Here is a 19,252-nt window from a genome sequence, read left to right on the forward strand (position 1 = left end):
TTTTTAGTAATCGAGTGTTCCTCATTCATCGATCCGCAGTGATGACAAGCCTTCGGCTTGTATGTCAATGTAGCTTGATAAACTAAGTAGTTCGTCTCTTTTATCTTTTCTTCGGGACAAAGATAATTATTTACATCAAAAATAATGTTTTCATCTTTAATATTTAGTGAATTTCGTATAATATGAGAGTGGGTCATGTAGATTCTCCTTTGATTGGTTTTCGTCGACTTAATTATAAGGGAATCTACTGGCCTTTTTCTATTGATATACAAAAAAACGTGCCAGCGAGTTCGTTAGAACTCACCAACACGATTAATTATAGAACCACAAGAATACACACAGAACGATAGCATCTAGTGGGCGAATATGTGTAAAATGAAATGGATGATGGTATACTAGACATGCATTAAAACGAATGCATTTTCAAAAGGAGAGAAGAAGATGATCAAAACTTTTAAAAATAGACTGAAATTTATTGCTGCCTTAAGTGTCTTAAGCTTGATGCCAATAGCAACGGTAAATGCATCGGAAGGAATAGATACCAGCGTAGTTAATGAAGCATGGGGATTGCCGACCTTTGTATATGGAGGTGGATTGAATGATGCTCAAATTAATGACACATCAGATCTACTTGGAATTGATAATAGAGAAAATGTGGCAAGTGTAGACGTTACAGGAAATGATTTACAAAATTATTTAGGTACAGGTTCAGGGAATACGTCTAGTATGATTTCTTCCGTTCTTGTTCAAAGAGAAAACGAAGGCGGTGGTGTGACTGTTTTAATTGAAACACCAGAAGATATAACTGAAATTACAGAAGAGCAGTATGTCAATGCAGCGATCACTGCTGGAGTGGAAGATGTAACTATTATGGTTGCAAGTATTCGTCCCGTAACAGGCGAGAGTGCATTGACAGGAATATATAAAGCCTTTGATATAAATGGGGAAGAGTTGGACCAAGATCGTATGAAAGTGGCTCAAGATGAACTGGAAACCACTAACGATATTGCCCAAGCTAATGAGGGCAATGAAGGATTTGATACAGCACGATTGGATCAAGCCATTGTCGAAATTAAACAACAGCTAGCAGAACTGCGCGAGAAGCAGGATGATTTGGCTACACGCGAAGATATTGAGCGTATCATTAATGATGCACTGGAAAATAATGAGCTAACGAACGTAATCAGCCAGGAACAAATCGATCGTTTATTAGGATTTTTTGAACGTTATCAACAAACCGGAGCCATTAATTCTGAAGAAGTTAAAAAGCAATTGGAGAATTTATCCTCTAATATAAAAGATCGCTTTGGTGATTTATGGCAAGATGCTGAAGACAGTGGATTAATAGATAAAATCGGTAATTTCTTCAGTGAATTGTGGCAGACGATAAGAAATTTTTTTAATTAAATAAAAAGGAGTCAGATCAAAATATGATCTGACTCCTTTTCTGTTTTAAAAATCAAACTAAATTAACGAGGAAATACTTTTTCTTACCTTTACGTATAATAATGAAGCGTTCTTCAAAGCTATCCTCTTTTGAAATTAAATAATCAACATCTTTAACTTGGACACCTTTGATACGAATAGCACCATTTTTGATGTCTTCACGCGCTTGGCGTCTTGAAGGTTCAATCTTAGTTATATCAACTAGGAACTCAACTAAGTGATGTTCGCCTAGAGGTGCGTTTGATGTTGGAACATCTTTAAATGTCGTTTCAATTTGGTCTGCCGTTAATTCTTGGATGTCACCAGAAAAGAGGGCTTGTGAAATTTTAATTGCTTCATCTAAGGCGTTTTGTCCATGAACAAAACGAGTCATTTCTTCTGCTAGAGCTTTTTGTGCTGCACGTTTATGTGGCTCTGTTTCTACTTTTTCAGCCAAAAGGTCTATTTCTTCTTTTGAAAGGAAGGTAAAGTACTTCAAGTATTTCACAACATCTCGGTCATCTTGATTAAACCAGAATTGGTAAAACTCATAAGGCGTTGTTTTTTCAGGATCCAGCCAGATGGCACCGTCAGCAGATTTACCAAATTTTGTTCCATCCGCTTTTAAAAGTAGTGGAATTGTGAGACCAAATGCTTTGGCTTCTGTTCCTTCTTTTTTACGTATCAAGTCTAAACCTGCAGTGATATTCCCCCATTGGTCAGAACCGCCAATTTGAAGTTGGACGTCTTCATTCTGATATAAGTGCAGAAAGTCTACCGACTGAATGATTTGATAACTGAACTCAGTAAAGGAAATACCTGTATCTAAACGGCTTGATACAACATCTTTTGCAAGCATGGTGTTGATATTGAATTCTTTTCCGAAATCACGAAGAAAATCAAGGAAAGAGAGTTCGCTTAGCCAGTCATAATTATTTACCAATTTGATACCTGACTGTTCGGATCCCGCCTCGAATAACTGGCGCATTTGCCCGCTTAATTTTTCAGCATTCTTTTCAATCTGATCCATTGTTTGGAGAAGACGCTCAGATTTACGCCCACTAGGGTCACCAATAGAACCTGTCCCTCCACCAATAAGAATAACTGGCTTATGTCCAGCCAGCTGGAATCGTTTCAAAATCATAAATGGAATCAAATGACCGACGTGCATGCTGTCGCCTGAAGGGTCAATACCACAATATAAAGCAACCTCTTTTTCATTTGTGAGTTCACGCAGGCCGTCTTCATCTGTCTGCTGATTAATGGCCCCGCGCCATCTTAGTTCGTCTAATATATTCATGTTTTAAATGTCTCCTTTTACATATTTTTGAGCAACAAAAAATCCCCACAAAAGTTTATATACTTTTGCCGGGACGAACAGAGCCGTGGTACCACCCAGATTAAAGTCAATAATATTATATGTACTGACCTTACTCAATCCTATAACGCTAGGATGCGTCTCAAAAGAGAAAAGCTCACGAGTGTAATTCGTATTGTCTGCCTAGGCGAATTTTCACCAGCCATTCGCTCTCTAAAACTATTCAGACATACTACTGTGCTCAGTCATCGCTGATATTTTATATACAAGTTAGTATAAGGGAATGAAAAGAATTAGTCAACTACACATCCTCTGCTTATTTTTTATATTGTTTATTTAAGAGCAAATTGCATTCTTATAAGTGGAGATATGTGGCTTGTATGCTAAACTATAAATAAGAGTTAATGGGAAAGGATGAGGAGACTTGGTTAAGAATCGAAAAGACGTGTTTAATTTAAATAGAGAACCAAAAGCCCCAGTTGAATCACAGATTATATGGGAGAATTACCGATTCACTATTTTAACAACTGCACTTTTCCGTTTAGAATATAATGCAAATGGTGACTTCGAAGACCATGCGACACAAGTCGTTTTGAATCGTAATTTCAACACACCAGAATTCAAGAAAAAAGAAAATGATGACTATATAGAAATAATTACAGCCAAAGCGCATCTTATTTTTCATAAAGAAAAGGGTGGATTTACAAAAAACAACCTTCAAATAGAAGCGATTGGGAATTATAGTCTTTATCATAGCAGCTGGCACTTTGGAGAAAAACCAGAAACCCTTAAAGGGACGGCGCGTACATTAGATTTTACAGATGGAGCAATCGAACTCAAAGAGGGACTTATGAATAAAAGTGGGTATTCTGTTTTTGATGACAGTGAATCCATGTGCTTAACCGATGATGGTTGGGTAGAAAAAAGAACTAAGGGCGTTACAGATATGTATTTCTTTGGGTACGGGAGGGACTACTTAGGTACGTTGAAAGACTATCATCACCTTACAGGCAAAGCACCCATGCTACCAAGATACGCCTTGGGGAATTGGTGGAGTCGTTATTACCCTTATACTCAAGAGGGATATAAACGTTTAATCAAAGAGTTTGAAACCAGAGAATTTCCTTTTTCAGTTGCAGTTATCGATATGGATTGGCATCTTACTGATGTGCCGTCTGAATATGGTTCAGGTTGGACAGGCTATACTTGGGATACAGATTTATTCCCAAATCCAAACGCGTTTCTTAGCTGGCTTAAAGAGCGAGGTTTGCGAACTACATTAAATCTACATCCTGCGAATGGGGTGCAGCCCTATGAAGAAATGTATGAACCAATGGCTGAAGAGATGGGCATTGATATAGAAGAGAAAAAACCCATCAATTTTGATATTACAAACGATACATTTTTAGATGCTTATTTTAAATATTTGCATCATCCGCATGAAGAGATTGGTGTTGATTTTTGGTGGATTGATTGGCAGCAAGGAAGTGTGACTAAAGTAGAAGGCCTGGATCCGTTATGGATGCTTAACCACTATCACTTTCTAGATAACGGACGTGGAGAAAGTCGGCCTCTTGTTTTCTCAAGATATGCCGGTTTAGGGTCTCACCGATATCCTATTGGTTTTTCTGGAGATACGTCGGCAACGTGGGACTCATTAGATTTTCAGCCATACTTTACAGCAACCTCTTCCAATGTTGGTTATGGTTGGTGGAGTCATGACATTGGCGGACACTTCGGTGGGAAAAAAGATAACGAACTCTTTGTACGTTGGATACAGTTTGGTGTCTTCTCACCAATCAATCGGCTTCATAGTCAAGATGGTGAATTCAGCGGAAAAGAGCCATGGCGCTATGGGAATAATGCTGAGAGAATAGTTAAGGAATATCTGCAGTTAAGACATCGTTTAGTGCCTTATACTTATACGATGAATGTGATTAGTCATTTTGATGATTTTCCACTTATTCGACCAATGTATTATCATCATCCTTGGAAAGAAGAGGCATATGAAGTACCTAATCAGTATTATTTTGGGACTCAAATGATTGTTGCCCCCGTTACCACACCTCTCAAAAAAAACTTGCGGTTAGGGCAGGTCAAAGTCTGGCTTCCTGAAGGACGATGGTATGACTTCTTTATTAACCGTGCTTATGAAGGCGGGCGTACGATAGATATGTATCGTTCATTATCAGCGTATCCCGTATTTGTAAAAGCGGGTGGAATCGTTCCGCTCGATCAGAGCTTCAGCAATTACACGGATAATCCAGAAACTATGGAAGTTAACGTTTACGCTGGAGATAATGGGAGTTTTTCATTATACGAAGATGATGGCCTTGGAAAAGATTTAGAAGAAGTAACCACTAAAATGTCACTGATGTGGAATCAAGAGAATGATGACTGTTCGATTTTCCGGATAGATAAACCGGATGGAAACCATGGCGTTTTACCGGCAGAAAGACAGTTTACACTAACCTTAGTCGGCTTTGCGTGTCATAAAATGCCAGAAGTGTATGTGAATGATAAAAAAATTGATGTTGAAGTCTTTCGTAAAGGAAAAGTTACGAAAGTTATTATACCAAAGCAACCGATAGATGCTGCGTATAATGTTTATCTAAAAGACATGGCTTTAAAATACAATGACATGCACGGTGAGTTGTTCCGCTTTCTTGATCGCGCTCAATTACCAGCAAGTCAAAAAGAAAAAATATATAACACAGTGATTAGAGGGAAGACGAGTGCCCGTGTTATTAGCGCATTACTCGCCCTAGATTTAGACGAAGATCTTCTTGGGGCTATTAGTGAAATTGTCTGGGCAAATCCAGATGAAGTCGATTAAAATAAAAAAGAAATAGAAAAAAGAAAGCAGGAATCGGGTCAAAATGACTAGCCATACTGCTTTCTTTTTTTGATCTTATTTTAGGCACTCGTCTCAACTCATGATATAATAGAGGGAACACAGATATTAAGGAAGTGAGCTTTTATAATGGAGAAGGTAGTTTTTCTTGACATAGACGGCACTCTTGTAACAAAATACAACAGCATTCCCGAGTCAGCAAAACAAGCAATACAAGACTTAAAAAAGAATGACATATTACCCGTTATTGCCACAGGACGTGCGCCTTTACTTATTGAGGAAGTGCGTAAGGAATTAGGAATTGATAGTTACATTGCCATGAATGGTCAACTTGTTGTCCATAAAGGTGAAGTGGTCTACCACAATCCGATTGAAAAAGAGATAGTAAGTAAACTGATTGATCAGGCAGTAGAAAATAACGATGGGATAATATTATGCGGTGCCAAGGATATATTCAGTAACTCCATAGTATCACTTGCTAAGCGTAGCTCAGTACTCACTCTACTCAAAGGGGTTGTGAAAATAATCCCCGGTTCGATTCAGTTTTCGCTTTTAAGTCGCTTGATAAAAAAGCCGCCCAAACCAAAAGATTATGAAGGCAAACCTATTTATCAAATAATCGTTGAAACATCGATTGAAGAAGAACGACACTATAAGGAAATTTTTGAAGACTTGCATTTTGCAAGGTCAAATCATTACACGGTAGATATAATCAGCGAAGGTATTTCCAAAGCCACTGGAATTGAGCATTATTTAAATCATCTAGGTTTAAAAAAAGAAAATACCTACGCTTTTGGTGATAGCCCCAATGATCTAGAAATGCTCGCGTATGTCGATACTAGTGTTGCGATGGGCAATGGTTGGGATAGTGTTAAAGAAGCAGCTGATTATGTAACGGATGACGTAGATAAAGACGGTATCAAAAATGCATTAAAGCATTTCAAACTGATATAAACTCTCTCATTCCATTCTTTTTCAATAGGCCCTCCTATGCTATACTAGTTAAGAAAAGATTTTTAGCATTAGGAAGGACTAAATCAAAGTAAATTAAAGGAGGACATTAAGTTGTCTGAAAGAAAATCGTTTTACATTACAACCCCTATTTATTATCCAAGCGGCCAGTTACATATAGGTAATGCCTATACAACAATCGCGAGTGATGTGCTAGCCCGATACAAACGTTTAAAGGGGTTTGACACGTTTTATCTTACTGGAACAGATGAGCATGGTCAGAAAATCGAAACAAAAGCTAATGAACTGAATCAGTCACCAAAAGAATATGTTGATATGATGGCGAAAGGAATAAAAGAACTCTGGAAGACACTTGAAATATCTAATGATGCCTTTATCCGTACAACAGATCCCAAGCATAAAGAAGTTGTCGGTAAAATTTTTGAAAAACTTGTTGCCCAAGGCGACATCTATTTAGGTGATTATGCTGGCTGGTATTCTGTATCTGATGAAGAGTTTTTCACTGAGACTCAATTAGCCGAGGTGTTTAAAGATAAAGAGGGCAACATTATCGGCGGGGTTGCACCAAGTGGCCATGAGGTTGAATGGGTAAAAGAAGAGTCCTATTTCTTTAAAATGAGTAAATATGCTGATCGTTTATTGGAATATTACGAAACGCATCCTTCATTTATTCAACCTGAATCACGTAAAAAAGAAATGATTAATAACTTTATTAAACCCGGACTTGAAGATTTAGCGGTGTCTCGCACAACATTTGACTGGGGAATTTCAGTCCCATCAAATCCAAAACATGTGGTTTATGTGTGGATTGATGCACTTACCAATTACATTACAGGTCTTGGCTATGACCCAGATTTAGGCGGCTTTGATAATCAACCTGAGACATTTAAAAAGTATTGGCCGGCAGATGTGCAAATGGTTGGGAAAGAAATTGTCCGTTTCCATACAATATACTGGCCTATATTACTTATGGCACTTGATTTACCATTACCTGAACAAGTTTTTGGTCACGGTTGGTTATTGATGAAGGATGGAAAAATGTCTAAATCTAAAGGGAACGTTGTTTATCCCGAGAAATTGGTTGAACGCTATGGTGTAGATGCTGTACGTTATTACTTGATGCGAGAAGTCACCTTTGGTAGTGATGGTGTATTTACGCCCAAAGATTTTGTTTCCCGTATAAATTATGACTTAGCCAACGATTTAGGTAATTTGGTGAATCGTACGGTAGCAATGATTAATAAGTATTTTGATGGGAAAACGCCAGCGTATAAAGGAGATATCACGTCGTTTGATGAGGCACTACGCCTACAAGTACTTGAAACCGTTGATGACTATGAAATGGATATGTCTCAGATGCAATTCAGTTCTGCACTTAAATCAGTTTGGAAGCTTATTTCGCGTACCAATAAATATATCGATGAAACGGCACCTTGGGTTTTAGCTAAAGATGAGAGCAAGAAAGAAGCACTTGAAAGTGTTATGGCTCATTTGTCTGAAAGTCTACGCATTACTGCTATATTACTTCAGCCTATTCTGATGCATACATCTAAAGCAATCACTGAACAGTTAGGCTTTTCTGATTCAGATGTTGCCTTTGAAAAAGTGACAGTCATGAAGCTTGATGAAGGCAAGACAGTTGTTAAAAAAGGGACACCTATATTCCCTCGCTTAGACGTGGATGAAGAAGCAGAGATTATAGAAAGCTGGATGAAGCAAACGTCTGAAGATGAAGGAGAATCAGAGGAATTGGATACATTTAATCCGGAAGAAACAACGCTAACATCTGTTAAAGATAAAGAAATAAAATATGATGTATTTGATCGTATGGAACTGAAAGTAGCAGAAATTGTTGCAGCGACAAAAGTTGAAAATGCGGATAAGTTACTGAAATTTAGGCTCGATGCGAATGACGAAGGCGGACACCGTCAGATATTATCTGGAATTGCTGCTTTTTACCCTGACCCAGAAGAACTTGTTGGTAAAAAGGTTGTTATTGTAGCTAACTTGAAGCCAAGAAAAATGCGTGGAGAAATTAGTCAAGGGATGATTCTTTCCGCTGAGGATACAGAAGGAAATCTAACAGTGGTCGAAGCGCCCACTCATATGCCGAATGGCTCAATTGTGGCTTAACAGATTTCAATGAAACAAATTTAATATAATCAGAAATTCCAGTAAAGAAAAAAGAGCGGTCTTTTACCTTTGTTGGAATTTCTCTTTTTAAAGTGAAAGTTAAATTGTACGAAAGAGATAAGTAAAGGAGAGAACGTATGCTTTTTGATACACATACACACATTAATGTACACCAATTTAAAGAAGAAGAAGCCGAAGCGATTGAACGTGCAAGAGAAAATCAGGTATCCCGCATGGCAGTGGTTGGCTTTGATACAGACACCATTCAAAAATCTTTAGAATTGAGTGATAAATTCGAAGGTGTTTATTCAATCATTGGATGGCACCCAACTGAAGCAGGCTCATATACCGATGCTGTTGAAAATCAACTCATAGAAAAACTTAAGGGCGATAAGATTGTTGCGATGGGTGAAATGGGGCTTGATTACTACTGGGATGCTGACCCAAGAGCTGTGCAGCATGATGCCTTTCGCCGTCAAATAAGAGTGGCAAAAGAATTAAATCTTCCTATCAGTATTCATAATCGTGAAGCAACAGAGGATGCCTATAAAATCCTTAAAGAAGAACACGCTGGCGATACTGGAGGAATCATGCATAGTTTTAATTTAGATACCTACTGGATGGAAAAGTTTCTAGATATTGGGATGCATATATCCCTGAGCGGGGTTGTTACTTTTAAAAATGCGCCTGAAGTTAAAGAGGTAGCTAGGATTGTTCCTTTTGAAAAATTACTCGTAGAAACGGATGCGCCTTATCTAGCCCCTATGCCTAATCGTGGTAAGCGAAATGAACCAGCTTATGTTAAGTATGTCGCTGAAGAGGTTGCTAAACAAAGAGGATTAACGCTTGAGGAAGTAGCAAAACAGACGACCCAGAACGCCAATCGCCTGTTTAAACTGAAAAATTAAGGTGAATAGAAAATGAAGAAAATAAAAGAAATTATTGTTGTCGAAGGTAAGGATGATACCAAACGTATACAACGTGCTGTAAAGGCAGACACTATCGAAACGCGCGGCTCGGCGATTAATGATGAAATACTTGAACGAATTGCCTTGGCTCAAGAAACGCGTGGGGTTATTGTGTTTACTGATCCAGACGGTCCCGGGGAAAAAATTCGGAAAATCATTTCAAAAAACATTCCGGGAGTTAAGCATGCTTTCATCACCAGAGATCAAGGGCGTCACAGAAAATCCGTTAAAGCAAGTCTGGGTATTGAGCATGCCTCTTTTGACGATATAAAAGAGGCCTTGGACAAAGTTGTGGAAGAACGAATGGATGCAAAGGAGACGGTGAGCCGGGCTTTTCTAATAAGAGAAGGGCTCATCGGAACGGATAAAGCAAGGGAGCTTAGAGAGGCCCTTGGAGAAGAGCTGCGTATTGGTTATACTAATGGGAAACAATTAAAAAAACGGTTAACCATGTTTGGCTTTACAGAACCAGATGTCAAAGCAGCTTTAGACAGAATACGAAAGGAACCGTATGATAATGAATCATAAAGATATTGCAACACCTAACCGTACGAAAGAAATACTTCAAACCTATAATCTCTCTGCCAAAAAAAGTTTAGGCCAGAATTTTATCATTGATACCAATATATTGAAAAATATTGTCGAAGAGGGAGATGTCTCTGAGCGTACGACAGTCATCGAAATTGGGCCAGGCATAGGAGCATTAACAGAACAATTAGCCAAACAAGCAGGTCGGGTCATTGCTTTTGAAATAGATGATCGTTTACTTCCTGTTTTAGAGGACACACTCTCTCCTTATAATAATATTGAAATCATTCATAAAGATATTTTAAATGTTGATATGGAAGCTTTTTACACCTCTCACTTAAAAGAAGCAGAAGAAATTGTGGTTGTAGCCAATCTGCCTTACTATATTACGACACCTATTATTTTGAGATTTCTAGAGTCTAATCTACCGGTTGACCGTATGGTATTGATGATGCAAAAGGAAGTGGCCAGTCGTCTGTCTGCCCAGGCAAGTACGAAGGCGTATGGGTCCTTGTCTATTGCAGTACAGTACTATATGAATGCTGAGGTAGCCTTTACTGTGCCTAAAACTGTCTTTATGCCACAACCGAATGTAGATTCAGCTATTATTAAACTAAGTAGAAAAAGTGAAAACGTCAATGTAGTGGATGAGAAACTATTCTTTACTCTTACAAGGGCTGCTTTTGTACAACGTCGAAAAACATTATGGAATAACCTCCAGGTGGCGTTTGGTAAAGATCCAATGATGAAAGAGAAAATGTCAGAAGGTATTCTCCAAGCAGGAATAGACCCGAAAAGAAGAGGAGAGACCCTCACAATCGAAGAATTTGCCCGTTTATCTAATGCCTTTAGCCAACTAAATATCACCCCCCAAAATGCTATTCGGTGATGAAGTGTTAAAATGCATATAAAAGAAAAACACGAACAATAAAGATTGACTATTGGCATGTTGTGTTAAAGAAATCTCATTTTGTAAACCGATTAATTGATTTTTAAAGGATTTAAAACTCACTATAATTTAATATTCACATGAAATCCTATCTTTATTGGGCTTATAGCTTTTAATTTTCGTTTTTTAGTGTTATGATGGGTATACTACTTTGTGAGGTGAGTCGGAATATGCCAATTACTTTAGCGAGCATTAAGAAAACCTTGGATAGTCAAATTGGACAAAAAATCAAATTGACTGCACAAGCGGGACGAAAAAAGACGACAGAGCGCAATGGTATTTTAACAGAAACATATCCTTCGATTTTCGTCGTAGAACTTGATCAGAAAGAAAATGCAGTGGAACGCGTCTCATATAACTACACAGACGTATTAACGAGTGCTGTAATAGTCGAACTTTCAGAAGAAAATAATCTAGCATTCAACTAATTGAATTAAATAAACGGTGGTAGTATGATTTATATAAATTGTACTACTTTTTTTTGTTTAAAATACTGTAAGTAAAGGATAAAATAGAATCTCAACTCCTATAACCCAATATTTTCTTGACAGGGGTTAAAAGAAAGTGATATTCTTTAAATCGTAATCATTACGATTTGACTTATCGGAGGAAAATATAAATGAAAATAACAAAGAGCATGATTTTTTCTATTCTAACTGTTTTTGTACTTGTTGGGTGTGCAAAAGAAGGGGAAGAGTCAAAAGGAACGTCTTCAAATAATAAAGAGAAGCTATCCGTTGTAACAACTTTCTATCCAGTCTATGAATTTACCGAGAAAGTTGCTGGGGATCGGGCGAACATTGAAATGATGATTTCTGGTGGGACAGATGTCCATCATTATGAGCCGAGTGCTAAAGATATGGCCATGATAAATGATGCAGATATGTTTGTTTACAGCAGTGATGAAATGGAAACATGGGTGCCAAGCATGCTTGATTCTCTTGATAACAGTGACCTTTTGGTAGTGGAACAAGCTGAAGCAATTGAATTACTTGAACCTAATGAAGAAACGTCTGGGGATCACGATCACGACAGCGAACATAACGATGACGACGATCATGACCATGCAGTGGATCCGCATATCTGGTTAGACCCTGTCTTGGTTCAACAGCAAGTAGAAACGATGAAAGAGACCTTAATTGAAGTTGATCCAGAACATTCAAGGGATTACTCTAAGCGTGCAGAAGCATATCAGGGTGAACTTCAAGAGCTTGATAGAGAACTGGCAGAGGCTTTCAAAGATGCTAAGCAACGCCGTTTTGTAACGCAACATGAGGCCTTCGGTTATCTAGCCGATCGGTATGATTTAAATCAGATGGCGGTAGGCGGCTTATCTACTGAGGTCGAGGTTAGCCCGTCGCGTATAGCTGAAATCAATCATAAGGTTGAAGAGTATGCCATTCCTATCATTTATTTTCAAGAGGGAGCGAACTCTGCGATAGCTGAAACAATAGCTAATGAAATAGGTGTTGAGGTTGCTGAATTATATAGTTTAGAGTATTTACCCCAAAATATTGAAGATAAAGGGCAAGGTTATATTGAAGCAATGAGAAAAAATTTAGAAGCCTTGAAAATGAGTATCTATTAAATTTCAACTTATGATAATTAAGCATAAATGAAAGTGGGAAAGAATATGCAATATATAAAAGTGGAGGATTTAGCCTTCCATTATGAAGACGAGCCGGTACTGGAAAACATTTGTTTTCAAGTTAACTCCGGCGATTTTGCCATGCTCACAGGTGAAAATGGCGCAGCCAAAACAACGCTTTTACGTAATATTTTAGGATTGTTGAAGCCGACAAAGGGCTCTGTGACGCTTTCTAAGAAGAATAAGGAAGGGGAAAAGTTAGTTGTTGGCTATATCCCTCAGCAAGTTGCCTCTTTTAATGCTGGGTTTCCAAGCACAGTCCTTGAGTTAGTCAATTCTGGACGCTTTCCAAGGGGGAAATGGTTCAAAAAATTGAATGCAGACGATAAAGAGCATGTAAAAAAAGCTCTAGAATCTGTTGGGATGTGGGATGCCCGTCATAAAAAAATTGGTGAATTATCGGGTGGGCAAAAACAACGGATATCCATTGCCCGTGTATTTGCCATGGACCCAGACCTATTTATTTTGGATGAGCCAACCACAGGGATGGATGTCGACTCTAGAGAAGAATTTTATAAACTTCTCCAACATGCAAGTGAGTTTCACAATAAAGGTATACTGATGGTGACCCATGATCACGAAGAAATCAGACACTATGCCAATAAACATATTGAACTTATAAGAAAGGAGGGCTCACCATGGAGGTGTTTTTCTACGGATTCATGCAAAGAGCGTTCCAAGCATCCATCCTCATTTCACTAATCGCTCCTGTACTGGGTTTGTTTTTAATATTAAGGCGTCAGTCTTTAATGGCGGATACCTTATCACACGTTTCATTAGCTGGAGTAGCCTTAGGTTTACTTTTGGGGTATGATCCTACATGGATTAATATACTAGTTATTGTGATAGCGGCTATTTCACTTGAATATTTAAGGAAGGTGTACCGGACATATTCTGAAATTTCCATTGCTATTTTAATGTCTGGCGGAATGGCTGTAGCCCTTGTTTTAATGGGCCTAAATGATAGTGGAGGAACTGTGAGTATTCAACAGTTTCTTTTCGGTTCAATTGTTACGATAAGTAATCAACAAGTTTGGATGTTACTTATATTGACAAGTATTATTCTTATTTTATATGGTATTTTCCGTAAACCTATGTATACACTGACTTTTGATGAAGAGACAGCTTACACTGCTGGTTTGCCGATACAATTTATGTCATTGCTGTTCAATATATTAACGGGAATAACGATTGCGCTTATCATGCCAATTGTTGGAGCGTTGCTGGTTTCTGCGATACTAATTATGCCAGCGGCTATTTCTATAAGACTGAGCAAACGATTTAATGGTGTTATAGTTATAGGTATCGGTGTTGCTTTAACCGGTATGATACTGGGACTTTTGGCCTCCTACTATATAGGAACACCACCTGGCGCATCGATTACATTAATTTACATTGCCATCTTTTCTTTGATTTCAGTATTTAAATAAAGGGAAAAAAACAAAGAGAAGCTGAGAGAACAATCAGCTTCTCTTTGTTTATACGCGTTAAATAATCCTACAAAAACAAGTCGTCTTTCTAATAGGATTTTATTGGATAGTAAATGTGAAGATATACGGAATAAAATATGAATGATTGGAACAGACTTTGTTTAAAAGAGAGCAACGTGATACACTATTTTTATATATAAAATAAGAACAATAAAAATTTGATTTAATAGCTCAATATTGAATAAGAGGAGGATTTGATGGTATCTGATTTGTTTGTCAATTTTTCTGTTGTTATCTCACTAATTTTTATTTATATGAAATTGAGATGGAAAAGTTATGAAAAGTCATCTGTTCCAGGGCTCTCTGCGCTTATAGATGGAATTTGTGGTGGAACCTTGGGCTACCTTTTGATGTATTTTTCTATAAATGTTACATCAGACACAATTATTGATTTCAGGTTTGTTCCAGTTATGCTTCTTGTTTTGTTTGTAAGCAAGCGGTCTGCATTAATAGCTGCTTTAATTATTGTATTGGGTCGTTTTCAGATTGTTATGGGACTATCAGCTGTATACGCGTCCTACTTGATGCTTACACTTTTAGTAGGCTATCATATACTAGATCGTTTATTAAAAAAGGAAGAACGTATGCTAAGAAAGGGATTTTATTTCATTCTATATTCCAATATAGCGACCACTTATTTCCTAATTATTGCCGTTGACAAAGTTAATTTACTTCCAGTGATTCTTCTATTTTGGTTAACAGCAACCCTTACTGGTATGTCTGCCGTATATCTCGTCAACTACATAAGGAATTCGGAATACCTATTTAATAAATATCAGGTTGAGTCATCTACAGATTTTTTGACTGGTTTAAGTAATGTCAGACAATTTGCAGACTATTGGACAAAGGTTTCTCAAAAGGCAGAAAAAACCCAAGAGGCTTGTGCAATTATCATGCTTGATATTGATCGATTTAAATTGACTAATGACACCTATGGTCATGCTGCGGGTGACTACGTCCTTGTTGAATTGGGACGTTTGCTTGAAGAAACTATTCAAGACAAGGGGATAGCCTTTAGAAAAGGCGGGGAAGAATTTACAATTGTTTTACCAAAAACAGGTAAGGGCGAAGCCGTTGAGTTGGCAGAGAACATTAGAGAAAAAGTTGCTAAACATAAATTTGTAACTAACCAATTAGTGCGTATTCCAGTGACGATTTCTATTGGTGTCGCTGCTTATCCAGAAACAATTAACCAGATCTCAACTATGGTTGAAAGAGCAGATACACTTCTATATAAATCTAAAAATGAGGGTAGAAATAGAGTAAGCGTATAGCATACGTCTGTAAAAGAGTGCTTTTAAGCATTTTTTTTTTCAGTATAAATTGAAAAACTTTTTAATTTCACTGCTACTCTGGTAAAATAAGGAGTAAGTTTATAAGATGATAACATTTTCATAAAAATAAGAATGAGGTGAATTTCTGATGAGAAAAGTATTGGTCGCGAATAGAGGCGAAATAGCTATTCGTATTTTCAGAGCACTGGCCGAGCTTGAAATTGATACAGTAGGTATTTATGCTCAAGAAGATGAAGCAAGTGTGCACCGTTTTAAAGCTGACGAAGCCTATCTTGTAGGAAAAGGAAAGAAACCAATAGAGGCCTATTTGGACAGCGAAAGCATTATTGACGTTGCTAAAAAAGCAGGAGTGGATGCTATTCATCCCGGATACGGTTTTCTTTCAGAAAACCTGGCATTCGCAAAAGAGTGTGAAGCGAATGGCTTAACATTTATTGGACCAAATACGCATCATTTAGATATATTTGGAGATAAAATAAAAGCAAAGAAAGCAGCCATTGAGGCAGGTATACCAACAATACCTGGGACAGATGGACCTGTTAAGGATATACAAGATGTACTAACCTTTGGTGAAGAGCATGGTTATCCAATTATAATGAAAGCTGCTATGGGCGGAGGCGGCCGTGGCATGCGTGTCGCTAATAATCCCAAAGAGGCTACAGAAGAATTTCCAAGAGCAAAAAGTGAGGCAAAAGCGGCATTTGGACTAGATGATATGTACGTCGAAAAATATATTGCTGAACCTAAACATATAGAGGTACAAATTTTGGGCGATCAGCATGGTAATATCGTGCATTTGTATGAAAGAGATTGCTCGGTTCAAAGACGTCATCAGAAAGTTGTTGAGGTCGCCCCTTGTGTTGAATTAGAAGAAAATGTAAGAGAAGAACTGTGCCAAACAGCAGTGAAATTAATGAAGCATGTTGGCTATGTAAATGCTGGGACAGTTGAGTTTTTACTGGAAAACGATTCATTTTATTTTATTGAGGTTAACCCACGTATACAAGTTGAGCATACAATCACTGAAATGGTTACGGGAATTGATATTGTACAAACACAGATTTTGATTGCACAAAATAAACACTTGCATTCAGAAATTGGTTTGCCTGAGCAGAAGGATATTGTGTTAAAAGGTGCAGCAATACAATGCCGAATAACAACTGAAGATCCGGCGAATAATTTCCTACCTGATACGGGCAGAATCAATACATACCGCTCCCCAGGAGGTTATGGTGTTCGCCTAGATGCTGGGAATGGCTTTCAGGGATCCGTCGTTACACCATTCTTTGATTCTTTGTTAGTTAAATTATCAACCGAAGGCTTAAGTTATGAAAAAGCTGTACAGAAGATGACGCGTGCCCTAGAGGAATTTCGAATCAGGGGAGTCGTAACAAATATTCCGTTTTTGATTAATGTTTTGAAACATCCAACATTTAAAAACGGTGCAATGACAACGCGCTTTATAGACGAAACACCAGAATTATTTCATTATCCCAAAGTGAGAGATAGAGGGAATAAGACATTAAAATATATTGGAAACGTTACGGTTAATGGATTTCCGGGAATTGGAAAACCAGAAAAACGTGCATTTGAAGAACCGAGAATGCCTGAGAAACTTATCATCCCCTCAAAAGAAATTATTCGTCCCAAACATATATTAGACAAGGAAGGGCCTGAAAAAGTTTCCGGTTGGGTGAAATCTCAGGAGTCTGTTCTACTGACAGATACTACATTCCGTGATGCCCACCAAAGTTTGCTGGCCACTCGCTTGCGAACGCACGATATGCTCGCTATTGCTGAAAAAACTGAAAAAGCCATACCAGAACTCTTTTCTATGGAAATGTGGGGCGGAGCAACTTTTGATGTAGCTTACCGATTCTTGACAGAGGATCCGTGGGTACGATTGAAAAAGTTACGGAAAAAAATGCCAAATACTCTTTTTCAAATGCTATTCCGTGGGTCGAACGCTGTGGGTTACGACAATTATCCGGACAATGTATTGGAAGAATTTATACGCCTTGCTTCCGAGAATGGCATTGATGTCTTTCGTATATTTGACAGCCTTAATTGGTTGCCTCAAATGGAAAAAAGCATTCAGTATGTAAGAGATAATAATAAAATTGCAGAAGCAGCTATTTGCTACACAGGTGATTTGCTTGATTCAAATCAGACCAAGTACACAATGGCTTACTACAAACGTATGGCGAAGGAACTAGAAGCGTCCGGGGCACATATTTTAGCTATCAAAGATATGGCTGGATTACTTAAACCACAAGCAGCCTATCGTTTGATTGGAGAATTAAAGGATACGGTGTCTATACCCATTCATTTGCATATGCATGACACAAGTGGAAATGGTGTATACACATATGGTGCAGCAATTAGAGCCGGCGTGGATATTGTAGACGTTGCGCAAAGTGCTTTGAGCGGGAAAACAAGTCAACCAAGTATGGGAAGTCTTTACTATGCTTTGGAAGGAACATCTCATGCGCCAAAGTATAACATCAAGAATGTGGAGCAATTAAATCGCTTCTGGGAAGATACCCGAAAATACTATACCGATTTCGAAGAAGGTATGCCGGCCGCTTCTACTGAAGTGTATACTCATCAAATGCCTGGAGGACAATATACAAATTTAAAACAGCAAGCTAAGGGGCTAGGTTTAGAAGAACAATGGGATGATATCAAAGAAATGTACGCTGTTGTTAACCGTATGTTTGGCGATATTGTAAAAGTAACGCCATCTTCTAAAGTAGTTGGAGATATGGCGTTATTCATGATCAGAAATGAATTAACAGAAGAAGATGTTTATGAAAAAGGTGAAGACTTAAGCTTCCCAACATCAGTTGTGCGCTTCTTCAAAGGTGAAATTGGTCAGCCTGAAGGAGGCTTTCCAGAAGAACTGCAAAAATTAGTCTTGAAAAATGAAAAACCTATGAAAGAAAGACCGGGTCAATACAAAGAACCGCTTGATTTTTCTGAAGTGAAAAAAGAATTAAGCGAGCATTTAGATCGTGAACCTACCCAGGAAGAGGTTCTTGGCTACATTATGTATCCTCAAGTCTTTTTAGATTATACATTCTTTTATAACATGTACGGCGAGGTAACCAAGTTAGATACACCGACGTTCTTCTATGGTATGCGTATGGGGGAGCAAGTAGAAGTGAAGCTTGAACGAGGAAAAACGCTTATTATTAAACTGAATCAAATCGGCGACCCGGATTTAGAGGGTAACCGTGTGCTGTACTTCGAGCTAAATGGGCAAGGAAGACAGATTGAAGTGAAGGATAAAAATATAACGAGTACTAAAGCGATCCGTAAAAAAGCTGAGCCTACGAATAAAGGTCATGTTGGAGCAACGATGCCTGGTTCAGTTCTACAAGTTCTGGTCAATCGTGGCGATAAAGTTGAAAAAGGCGATCCGATCGTTATAACAGAAGCAATGAAAATGGAAACCACCATACGATCTGCTATAGCTGGAAAAGTCGAACGTCTCTTTGTTAAAGAAGGAGATACAATTCAAACCAATGATCTACTTGTCGAAATTGAGACTAAATAAAAGAATCTGCGCAGTTCTTGCGCAGATTTTTTAACCCTAGTAATCGATTATTGGTAAATTTAATAGCTAAAAGCAGTAACTCACAAGAATAACCTATCAATAATTGATAGAAA

At 38.0% G+C, this 19,252-nt stretch carries 14 protein-coding genes, 1 pseudogene and 1 other annotated feature; of the genes and pseudogenes, 13 read left to right on the forward strand and 2 right to left on the reverse strand.

Annotated elements, in window-relative coordinates:
* Positions 1-197: pseudogene (locus BMX83_RS03760) on the reverse strand (hypothetical protein); the annotation flags it as partial.
* Between the two features lie 244 nt (positions 198-441).
* On the opposite strand from BMX83_RS03760, the gene BMX83_RS03765 reads away from it, so the two are divergent.
* Complete coding sequence (locus tag BMX83_RS03765) at positions 442-1,407, forward strand: DUF1002 domain-containing protein (RefSeq protein WP_091633588.1); 966 nt, start codon at positions 442-444, stop codon at positions 1,405-1,407.
* A gap of 52 nt (positions 1,408-1,459) precedes the next feature.
* On the opposite strand, the gene tyrS is transcribed toward BMX83_RS03765, so the two are convergent.
* Positions 1,460-2,725, reverse strand: coding sequence for a tyrosine--tRNA ligase (gene tyrS / locus BMX83_RS03770; RefSeq protein WP_091633590.1), 1,266 nt, complete (start codon positions 2,723-2,725; stop codon positions 1,460-1,462).
* Positions 2,726-2,791: 66 nt separating this feature from the next.
* Positions 2,792-3,001, reverse strand: a binding site (T-box leader).
* A 166-nt stretch (positions 3,002-3,167) separates the two neighbouring features.
* On the opposite strand from tyrS, the gene BMX83_RS03775 reads away from it, so the two are divergent.
* The 12 genes from BMX83_RS03775 (at position 3,168) to BMX83_RS03830 (ending at position 19,139) form a co-directional block, all read left to right on the forward strand.
* Positions 3,168-5,579, forward strand: a complete 2,412-nt coding sequence (locus BMX83_RS03775; protein WP_091633593.1) for a glycoside hydrolase family 31 protein — start codon at positions 3,168-3,170, stop codon at positions 5,577-5,579.
* A 147-nt stretch (positions 5,580-5,726) separates the two neighbouring features.
* Positions 5,727-6,551, forward strand: a complete 825-nt coding sequence (locus BMX83_RS03780) for a Cof-type HAD-IIB family hydrolase (RefSeq protein ID WP_091633595.1) — start codon at positions 5,727-5,729, stop codon at positions 6,549-6,551.
* A gap of 111 nt (positions 6,552-6,662) precedes the next feature.
* Complete coding sequence (gene metG / locus BMX83_RS03785) at positions 6,663-8,702, forward strand: methionine--tRNA ligase (RefSeq protein ID WP_091633598.1); 2,040 nt, start codon at positions 6,663-6,665, stop codon at positions 8,700-8,702.
* Positions 8,703-8,839: 137 nt separating this feature from the next.
* A complete protein-coding gene (locus BMX83_RS03790; protein WP_091633600.1) occupies positions 8,840-9,610 on the forward strand; it encodes a TatD family hydrolase in 771 nt (256 codons plus the stop codon).
* Positions 9,611-9,622: 12 nt separating this feature from the next.
* Positions 9,623-10,198 carry a ribonuclease M5 gene (gene rnmV, locus BMX83_RS03795; protein WP_091633603.1) on the forward strand — a complete coding sequence of 192 codons (576 nt, stop codon included), beginning with the start codon at positions 9,623-9,625 and terminating at the stop codon, positions 10,196-10,198.
* Positions 10,185-11,087, forward strand: a complete 903-nt coding sequence (rsmA, locus tag BMX83_RS03800) for a 16S rRNA (adenine(1518)-N(6)/adenine(1519)-N(6))-dimethyltransferase RsmA (RefSeq protein ID WP_091633683.1) — start codon at positions 10,185-10,187, stop codon at positions 11,085-11,087. The genes rnmV and rsmA overlap by 14 nt, the downstream gene beginning before the upstream one ends.
* Before the next feature lie 230 nt (positions 11,088-11,317).
* Positions 11,318-11,575 (forward strand): Veg family protein, encoded by a 258-nt coding sequence (locus BMX83_RS03805; RefSeq protein ID WP_091633606.1) that lies wholly within the window; start codon positions 11,318-11,320, stop codon positions 11,573-11,575.
* 191 nt (positions 11,576-11,766) lie between these two features.
* On the forward strand, positions 11,767-12,735 hold the full coding sequence (locus BMX83_RS03810; RefSeq protein ID WP_091633609.1) for a metal ABC transporter solute-binding protein, Zn/Mn family: 969 nt from the start codon (positions 11,767-11,769) through the stop codon (positions 12,733-12,735).
* A 45-nt stretch (positions 12,736-12,780) separates the two neighbouring features.
* Entirely contained in the window at positions 12,781-13,497 is a 717-nt protein-coding gene (locus BMX83_RS03815) for a metal ABC transporter ATP-binding protein (RefSeq protein WP_091633612.1), read from the forward strand.
* Positions 13,434-14,225, forward strand: a complete 792-nt coding sequence (locus BMX83_RS03820; RefSeq protein ID WP_091633614.1) for a metal ABC transporter permease — start codon at positions 13,434-13,436, stop codon at positions 14,223-14,225. The genes BMX83_RS03815 and BMX83_RS03820 overlap by 64 nt, the downstream gene beginning before the upstream one ends.
* A 257-nt stretch (positions 14,226-14,482) precedes the next feature.
* Positions 14,483-15,559: a diguanylate cyclase gene (locus BMX83_RS03825; RefSeq protein WP_091633617.1), complete on the forward strand. Its 1,077-nt coding sequence runs from the start codon at positions 14,483-14,485 to the stop codon at positions 15,557-15,559.
* 148 nt (positions 15,560-15,707) lie between these two features.
* Positions 15,708-19,139: a pyruvate carboxylase gene (locus BMX83_RS03830; RefSeq protein ID WP_091633619.1), complete on the forward strand. Its 3,432-nt coding sequence runs from the start codon at positions 15,708-15,710 to the stop codon at positions 19,137-19,139.
* Positions 19,140-19,252 lie beyond the last annotated feature (113 nt).

This window comes from Alkalibacterium gilvum (assembly GCF_900109085.1).
In the GTDB taxonomy this organism is placed as follows: Bacteria; Bacillota; Bacilli; order Lactobacillales; family Carnobacteriaceae_A; genus Alkalibacterium; species Alkalibacterium gilvum.